We start from the raw sequence: 8,035 nt of genomic DNA, 5'->3' as shown, positions 1-8,035 counted from the left end.
CGATGACCAATCCGGGAGGCATCGACGGTGTCGGCGCTCTGATAGGAGATCCGGCGCTGGGAGTGGGTTTTGTCTCTTCAAACGTCGATATCCATGCCTCAGGAAACAGCGCGTCCAAGCTCGTCACGGTGAACAGCGCTTCCAATTCAAAATTCACCGGGAGCATTGTATCCGATGTGGCGACGCCGTTCACCGTAGCTGGAGGGGGGACCAAAAACGTCGTCGTTGAAGGCATAAAGACGGTTTCGAATACACTTCCAGTGGGTTCGACGGGAATCACGACGAGTAGCGTCAACTCGGGAGCAGTCAGTATCGTCAACTGTGCGGTCGTCAGGCCCGGCAGCACTCCGCTCCCGACACCGACCACCCCGACACCGACCCCCACCACGCCGGCTCCCTCCGGGAAGCCGGATCTCGTGGTGACCGACATCGCCTGGGTGCCGGCCAACCCGGTGACCGGGGCACCGGTGACCCTCTCGGCGACCATCAAGAACCAGGGTACCGCCGCCACGCCTGCGGGTGTGACGCACGGCATCCTCTTCACGTTCGATGACGGAGCGGCCGGCGCCGGTGTCTGGTCGGACAGCCATACCGCGTCGATCGCTCCGGGAGCGTGGGTCACGCTGACCGCGAACGGCGGCTCGGCCGGCGCAACCTGGAAAGCCATCGAGGGCGCTCACACGGTGAAGGCCACCGTCGACGACGTCAACCGGATCGCTGAGAGCGACGAGACCAACAACGTCCGCGCCGAGCAGATCACGGTCTCGAATGTTGCACCGACGCCGACCCCGACACCGGCTCCCTCCGGGAAGCCGGATCTCGTGGTGACCGACATCTCCTGGGAACCGGCAAACCCGGCTCCCGGAAGTGCGGTGACGCTCAAGGCCACGATCAAGAACCAGGGCACCGCCGCGACGCCTGCAGGCACAAAGCACGGCATCCTCTTCACGTTTGATGACGGAGCGGCCGGTCCGGGTGTCTGGTCGGATACCCACACTGCGTTGATCGCTCCAGGTTCATCGGTCACCCTGACCGCGAACGGCGGCTCGGCCGGCTCAGCCTGGAAAGCCATCGAGGGCACTCACACCGTGAAGGCCACCGTCGACGACGTCAACCGGATCGCCGAGGCCAGCGAGACCAACAACATCCTTACCAAGTCCATCACGGCGGCAACGTCAACCCCGCAACCTGAAAAAGGGGATCTCAATGCCGACGGGAAAGTAGACTGGGCTGATGTTGCTCTTATCGGCGACATGGTTCTCGGGCGTGTCGAAGCAGACCCCGACGCAGACTTCAATGCCGACGGTAAGGTAGATTGGAACGACGTCTCACTGCTGGCCGACTACTTCTTCGGAAGAGTAGATGCACTGTGAGACCCTTTAAGAGATCGTTTCTCACGCCGCTCACCCCCAAACTTTTTTTCCGGTACCCGTCCGCCTCCTGATCTGTGAACGCCTGGATTCGTCGTCAGTAGCGGCCGTTTCTCCTTTGCCACACCATGTGTGGACGTCCCAAACGTTCTGGATTCATTTAATAGTATGGGCCCCTCGGTACGACGTATCGGTGCAGGAGGGGCGCCAGGATGGATAATTTGATATACGCGATACATCCATTAGGGGAAATAATGCACGCGTTCCCGAAAAACCCCGTTGAACTGAAAGCCTATCTTATAGACCCGCTGTATAGGAATACGTTCTTCATCATCCTCACATCGATCTCAAGTGCAGGCTTTGGCTTCATATTCTGGATGCTTGCAGCACGGTTCTATCCGCAAGAAGACGTAGGGGTTGCGACGGCCCTTATCTCATCCATGGGGATGCTGATCCTCTTATCGAAGCTTGGATTTGATCAATCGATCATACGGTTTTTTCCGACGCGGGATAAATCCAAGGTCCTGGGAACGGCAATAATCGTTACATCACTATTCGGGTTTGTCCTGGGAGCTCTGTTCATAGCCACGGTGGATACCTGGTCGCCCGAATTGCACCCGGTCAAGGACTATGCGCTCCTCTACATCACCTTTCTGATAGCCAACTCTGTAACGGCTTTTATCGGTGCAGCATTCGTTGCACTGCGGAAATCCGAATTTTACTTCCTTCAGAGCCTCCTTTTTGGTTCAAGGCTCCTTATTCTCATTCCTCTGATTTTTCTCGGAGCACTTGGAATCTTCAGTTCGCTGGGTCTTTCATTCATCATTGCCCTCATTGTTTCGGTTTTCCTTCTCTACAGGTCCGGGATTCATCTATCCGGCCTTGATAGGGACTTTTTGATCGATTCGTTTCGCTTCTCTGCAGGCAACTACTTTTCCGGATTGCTCATTGCGGCTCCGAGCACGATCCTCCCGATTCTTGTGTTGAACATTCTCGGTGCAGAAAAAGCCGCTCAGTACTTCATTGCGTATGCACTTGTCATGTTCTTATTCCTCATCCCCACGTCTTTCACGACATCGCTCTTTGTCGAGGGCAGCCACGGCGAAGCACTGAAGAGAAACGTACTAAAATCGCTCGCCGGAATTTTTGCGCTGCTCATCCCGGCGGTTGTGGGCTTGTTCGTATTCGGAGAGCATATCCTCGGTTTGATCGGTCCGGATTATGTAGAAGGGCTCGAATTAGTTAAGGTTCTGGCAATTTCAAGTTTTTTCTTCTCGTTTTCGGAAGTATTTATTGCAATCAAGAAAGTTCAGTACGGGCTGAAGAGTCTGATCGTTATCAGCGCCATCATCTTCATCCTGCTTCTGGCGTCCAGTTATATCTTGATGCTGCAATTCGGGATTCTTGGTGTGGGGTATGCATGGATCCTGACATACGCACTGATCGGTATCTTTGTAGTGCTATCCATGGCTAAGCGGTACGTTCTGTGATTTACTCTCCCACGCACATTTTCGGGCATCAGGCGTGAACGCCGATCCCGGGACGGCAGCAGCACGGAGGAAGTGTTACCCGTTCTGATATATCTCGCTCTGATAGTTTGAATACACCTTGTTGTTGCGGCAGATCGCGGGATATATCTCTTCGATGCTCCAGTAATCATAATACTCCTCAGGACCGCTTGCGGAGCGCTCGACGACGTTATATGTCGCCAGATAAACATATGCGCCATATGCGCCCCAAACCGGTTCGAAGTCTGTTTTGGGCAAGAAGGGGGGCGTCCTCGCGAGGTTGCCGTAGGAGGTCAATACATTATCTTTCCGTGTTCTATCCGCATAGACGACCGAACCGTCCTCCGTGTACTTGCCCAGCCAGCGGGCACCAAAAACGTCGTGCTCCGGTATGAACGTTCCATAGAACACATTTTTCGGTGTACCGCCTCCGTATTTCTTAATCGAGTCCTGACTTAGAGCGATGGACGACGGCTGATCGTTGGCGCACTCGTAGATCCAACCCGTACTGAAGAGGAACAGCAATGAGAAGAGAACCGACATCAGTACCAGCGGCGTTCGTCCCGTGAGCCATCCGCTCCGGAGTTTATTGATATATGTTCCCAGTGCCGCAAGTATGCTGATGCCGCCGATAACGCAGAGCGGGGAAAGGAAGATGAGCACAATCTGGTAGAGTCTTGAGGTGTTGAGTGTGCTGGAAAAGTTTGGTACAACGACGCCCGCAACTCCGAAGAGGAGCGCAATAAAAGAGAACGCAATGTATTCCCTTGAAAAATTGGTGGTACTGCGCCAGGAACAGATGGCGATAAACCCAACGACGATGAGTGCCAGAGTAATGAGGTGGAGGCCTTTGGCGACGGTATGCAGGGGCGATTGGGGAGTGCTGATGAGAAGGTCCAACCCTTCAGTTGCCTCGGGGTTCAGCAGGTCCACCAAGACCGTATTGCCAATGTGATCGATGATCGATACGATTGTATCGAAGGAAGTCCCTCCCGCGATAAGTATGTACCACCCGAGTGTAAACCCGGTAAAAAAGAGGACATGAACGGCGGTTATCGCCCTCCCGTCATCCCTCCAGCTCAAGGAATCTCCCCCTGACGATCTCTCCCCTGCTGCTTTTCGCAAACGTTTGAGAATAGTATGTCCGCGGGTTGCGGTGATTGAGGAGAGAGTCATGTACAGCCAGACCGCGATGAGGAAGAGCAGGTAGATATATGATGTTCCGTAATGCGAAACGGCCAGAGAGGCACCGAATACCACAAATAACGCGAAATTCGTTATTCGGGGAATATTTCTCGTGACCATTATCATGATGAGCAGGACGAGAAAGAGTTCTGCAATCTCCTGACGCGCCAGAGAGGCCATTTCCGCGTAAAATATTATGAATGAGACGAAGAAGAAACATGCAAGGAAAGCGTTCTTTGCCTCTATCTGCCTCCGGAAAACATGATACAACCCCAGGGGCACAAGGGCAAAGATAATCGGATAGACTAATTTGAACACCCAGGTCAGGTCCAACCCCGTGATATACGAGTACATCGGAGCCAGCAGGACGACGGAGAGCATTGCGTTCACATTTCCGGGACTTGTGGAATCCCAGAATGAGTTATCTATGACGAGGTTTGCAAGGAATGTCTCATAATGGATATCGTAGCCCCATAGATAGGGAGATATGAGCGATGTGTGAAGCAATAGCGAGACGGAGATGGATAAGATTGCCAGAGGGTACAGCGTTTCCGGGATCACCCGGTTTAATCCAATCAGTATAGGTATAACCGCGATGAGCGCGATTACCAGCATGAGAATTCCGTTGTTGTGATACTGGTTTACGAAATAGGTCCCGATAATTGTCAGGAACGGCACTAGATACAAGAGAAACGCAGGTCTTGAGAGAAACGTCTCCGTATCGATAGAGCCCGGTTCGGAGGATCGACCATCTCTGGCGAGACTGAGTATGAGCAGAATCAATGTTATGACGTTGATTGTCACCAGGGTTGAACCGGGCGACAGCGGCCGGGAGACCCCAAAGATGGGGTAGAACACACTCATAAGGAACCCGGTAGCCATGAGGATTGCTATGCTCAACCCAACTGCATAGAGAAGTGTCTCAAGGGTACTTATATTATGTATCCTCATGAGTCTGAGAGCGATTATACCCGGAACGAATGTAAAAAAGGTAAACCCCAGGATCGCTTGCAGAGCGAGGATATACGGGTCCGTACTCGCCAGAAGTTGTATAACCAGGAGTCCCAGCTGAAACCCCAGGATCGCGATGAAATAATTCCGGATCTTCCAGTCGTTTAGCGTAATTGGATTTTCGATCTGCATGGCATCATCTATGTGGAGTCGCTATGACGGGCACTTGATTCCGGAACCAGAGTCTGGTACAGGTTCTCCAGTTTTCCCCTGATTATTCGCCAGTCATATTTCACTTCGGCCAGCGCTCGAGCATTGTCTCCAATTCTCTTCCGTTCTTCTTTATTTTCGATCAGATACCGGATCCCCGCTATGAAGTCTTCATCGACGTCGTCAACGATGATCGCATGCTCGTAATTTTCAGCATCGATTCCCTCGATTCCTTTCTTCGTGGTCACAATTGGTAGACCGGCGCTCATATAATCGAATACTTTTAGTTTTGTCCCTCCTCCGCTTCTAAGAGGCACAATGGCGATATCGGCGCCGCAAATATTCTGGATATCGGTGATGAACCCAAGCGATCTGACGTTTGCTTCTTCAAACGTTGGAACCTGCGTCCCACCGATGACAAATAATACATCCGGGTTTGTATCGGCAAAACGAGGGGCAATATAGGTTTGAATAAGATCAAACCCTTCCCGGTTCGGCGGATGCCCGTAGAGGCCGTGGAAGAATACAGCGATATCCGTGGGACGCAGCCCCATCCCTTCGCGAATCTTATTTCTTGCTCCATCAGATATCCTCGAACGGATACTGCATCCCGAAGGAATGACGCTGATCATCCCATCTTTGAGATGATACTTCCTCCTGAACGTAGCTGCATCATTGTCGCTCACGGCGGTGATGTGGTCGAACAGGTACCTGCAGGAGACCCTCTCCAGCAAATTCGTATAGGCGGGTATGAGTTTCCGCTCCATCGGGGAGTAGTGGTCATGGTTCGCAAAGGTCTGTTGAATGAAGTCGGATTCAACATTGTGAGCGTCATACACTATCTTTATCTTCCTGCGCGTAAGGAAACCGAGTGTCCTGGCCGCCATTGCTCCGCTTGGATGGGTGATCTGGATGAGATCAATCTCTTCGTCCCTGATGATCCGCGCCGCCTTACGGATGAAATCGAGATTAATATCTCTGAATATGGATAATCTCCTTTGGAGCGCCTCGATATCATGATAAGTATAGACCTTCGCGACATCATCATCGCTCTCGTCATGAAGATGATCTGGTTCGAGTACAATGACGCGGTTATGTGCGGCCTGGCACTTGACAAGGTTGCAAAACCGATTCTGGCCCCCGCTCAGTGGTTTTGATAGCCCGACGGTTGTTGGAATTGCCAGTATATTCATAGACACTTCTGGTATTCCTGTTCGAGTTTTTCCACGGTCGAGGAACTCGTTGTCGGATTTCCGCTCTTCTGCAGGCATAGGCACTTCCTGTATTCCTGATCGAGTTTTTCCACGATCCGGTCCCATGTCAGGTTCTTCCGAACGAATTCCTGCCCTCGCTGAATCATTTTCCTCCCTTCCTCGGGATTTTCAAGACAGAATGCCATTTTTTTCGCTAAATCAGCACAGTCTCCATATCGTACAACCAGGCCGCAGTCACCCTCTCTGATGAGTTCTCCGCTGCCATTGCCGTCTGTGACGATCACCGGGGTTCCGCTCATGATCGCCTCAAACGGGACAAGCCCGAATATCTCATACATTCCTGGATAGACGAGCAGATCAGCATCCTGATAGGCAAAACCGACGTCATCCATATAGCCGACAAATCGTACCCGATCCTGAATTCCGAGAGTGCGTACTTTCTCCTCGAGTTCCTGTTTGTAACCCCATTCAGGCCCGGCAATAACCAGGATGGCATCTTTTTGCTCCTGCACCAGCCGGTAAAACGCTTCTATCAGAAAATCAATTCCCTTGATTCTATCAATTCTGCCCAGGTATAGAATGAGATTGCTTCCGTTCTCTATTCCGCATGATTTGCGGAATTCTCCTTTGCTCCTGGCGGTAATGCACCTTTCGAGACTGATGCCGTTGCGAATAACGGCGATCTTATCCTCACGAATGCCCATCATTATACTCTGTTCCTTTTCCATGCTGTTCATGACGATCAGTCTTGATGCAGCATCTAAAGTGGCAGATCCTGAGATGAGATCAAAGAGGTTTTTCACCCTTACCTTACCCAGGGTTCGATTTTTAGGGAGCGATCCGTGCGGTTGCAGGACGTATGGAATGCCGTACTCCCTGGCATAATGACTTACAATGGCCGCAAGGAGCGTCCTGTGCTCATGGATGTGAATAATATCATAATTCTGCAGATCACGGCGTGCAACGAACGGCAAATAGTACGGGACTACGGGTATTGCTGCTGTGCTCGGAAAATACTTCCGTAAATTTTCAAAATAGTAGACCCGCATCCCCTCGATATCGATAGGTCTGTTCGTTGGAAGCCCGGTCGGATATGTGCTCCGATTCGTCGTATATACCGTAACGTCGTGGCCTGCCATCTGGAGACGCCTTGAGATCTCATATGCCGCACGTGCCACGCCCCCGGACTCCCAACTCGGCTTGAAGAACGGCGTCACCTGGAGGATCTTCATAAACGATCACAGGCCTGTTGCTTGAGCCGTCGTCTGATTATGCCTGCGTAACAGTTCTGGCGGAACAAAATGAGAAGCCGGATCCCGCATTCGGTGAGGGATGCGGGCCCGTGCTCCCTGATGCGGTACCGGCAGGTTGCAAGGTTGTAGGTGAGGGCCTCCTCACCATTTGTAGTAATCTGGCTGCCGACGCCTGAAAGGACCGTCTTCAGGGTTCCAAAAAAGTGGATCGTTCTGCAGAAATTCCTTCTGTACCTTCTTAAACGATTTTTCCCGTTTTTTGGCCCGAGAAGGATATCCCCAACGACCTGCATCTGTACCGATGTCATCCGACATCCCCTGTAACGCAGGTGCCACTCAACTGC

General features: G+C 52.1%; 6 protein-coding genes. 2 read left to right on the top strand and 4 right to left on the bottom strand.

All coding sequences use genetic code 11. The features are described from left to right. Nucleotides 1-1,373, top strand: a 1,373-nt coding sequence (locus BP846_RS08285; RefSeq protein ID WP_292394315.1) for a CARDB domain-containing protein, incomplete at its 5' end; no start/stop codon positions are given. A gap of 209 nt (nt 1,374-1,582) precedes the next feature. Then, on the top strand, nt 1,583-2,860 hold the full coding sequence (locus BP846_RS08280) for a lipopolysaccharide biosynthesis protein (protein WP_292394313.1): 1,278 nt from the start codon (nt 1,583-1,585) through the stop codon (nt 2,858-2,860). Between the two features lie 75 nt (nt 2,861-2,935). Here the strand turns inward: BP846_RS08280 and BP846_RS08275 are convergent, their stop codons facing one another. From BP846_RS08275 to BP846_RS08260, 4 genes are read right to left on the bottom strand one after another with little or no spacing between them, the layout of a single operon-like run. After that, nucleotides 2,936-5,206 (bottom strand): DUF2206 domain-containing protein, encoded by a 2,271-nt coding sequence (locus BP846_RS08275; protein ID WP_292394311.1) that lies wholly within the window; start codon nt 5,204-5,206, stop codon nt 2,936-2,938. Nucleotides 5,207-5,214: 8 nt separating this feature from the next. After that, nucleotides 5,215-6,495, bottom strand: coding sequence for a glycosyltransferase family 4 protein (locus BP846_RS08270; protein ID WP_292394309.1), 1,281 nt, complete (start codon nt 6,493-6,495; stop codon nt 5,215-5,217). Beyond that, nucleotides 6,414-7,670 carry a glycosyltransferase family 4 protein gene (locus tag BP846_RS08265; protein WP_292394307.1) on the bottom strand — a complete coding sequence of 419 codons (1,257 nt, stop codon included), beginning with the start codon at nt 7,668-7,670 and terminating at the stop codon, nt 6,414-6,416. Before BP846_RS08265 ends, BP846_RS08270 begins: the two co-directional genes overlap by 82 nt. After that, complete coding sequence (locus tag BP846_RS08260) at nt 7,667-7,999, bottom strand: hypothetical protein (RefSeq protein ID WP_292394305.1); 333 nt, start codon at nt 7,997-7,999, stop codon at nt 7,667-7,669. The genes BP846_RS08265 and BP846_RS08260 overlap by 4 nt, the downstream gene beginning before the upstream one ends. Nucleotides 8,000-8,035: the final 36 nt, after the last annotated feature.

Origin of the sequence: Methanoculleus sp. UBA303 (genome assembly GCA_002501655.1) — an archaeon.
Classification (GTDB): domain Archaea; phylum Halobacteriota; class Methanomicrobia; order Methanomicrobiales; family Methanoculleaceae; genus Methanoculleus.
This window is presented reverse-complemented; position numbering and strand designations above follow the sequence as displayed.

What these genes read in the sequence shown, in the direction of transcription:
- BP846_RS08280 (WP_292394313.1), top strand. Translation starts at nt 1,583, where the DNA reads ATGGATAATTTGATATACGCGATACATCCATTAGGGGAAATAATGCAC.
- BP846_RS08275 (WP_292394311.1), bottom strand. Translation starts at nt 5,206, where the DNA reads ATGCAGATCGAAAATCCAATTACGCTAAACGACTGGAAGATCCGGAAT.
- BP846_RS08270 (WP_292394309.1), bottom strand. Translation starts at nt 6,495, where the DNA reads ATGCCTGCAGAAGAGCGGAAATCCGACAACGAGTTCCTCGACCGTGGA.
- BP846_RS08265 (WP_292394307.1), bottom strand. Translation starts at nt 7,670, where the DNA reads ATGAAGATCCTCCAGGTGACGCCGTTCTTCAAGCCGAGTTGGGAGTCC.
- BP846_RS08260 (WP_292394305.1), bottom strand. Translation starts at nt 7,999, where the DNA reads ATGACATCGGTACAGATGCAGGTCGTTGGGGATATCCTTCTCGGGCCA.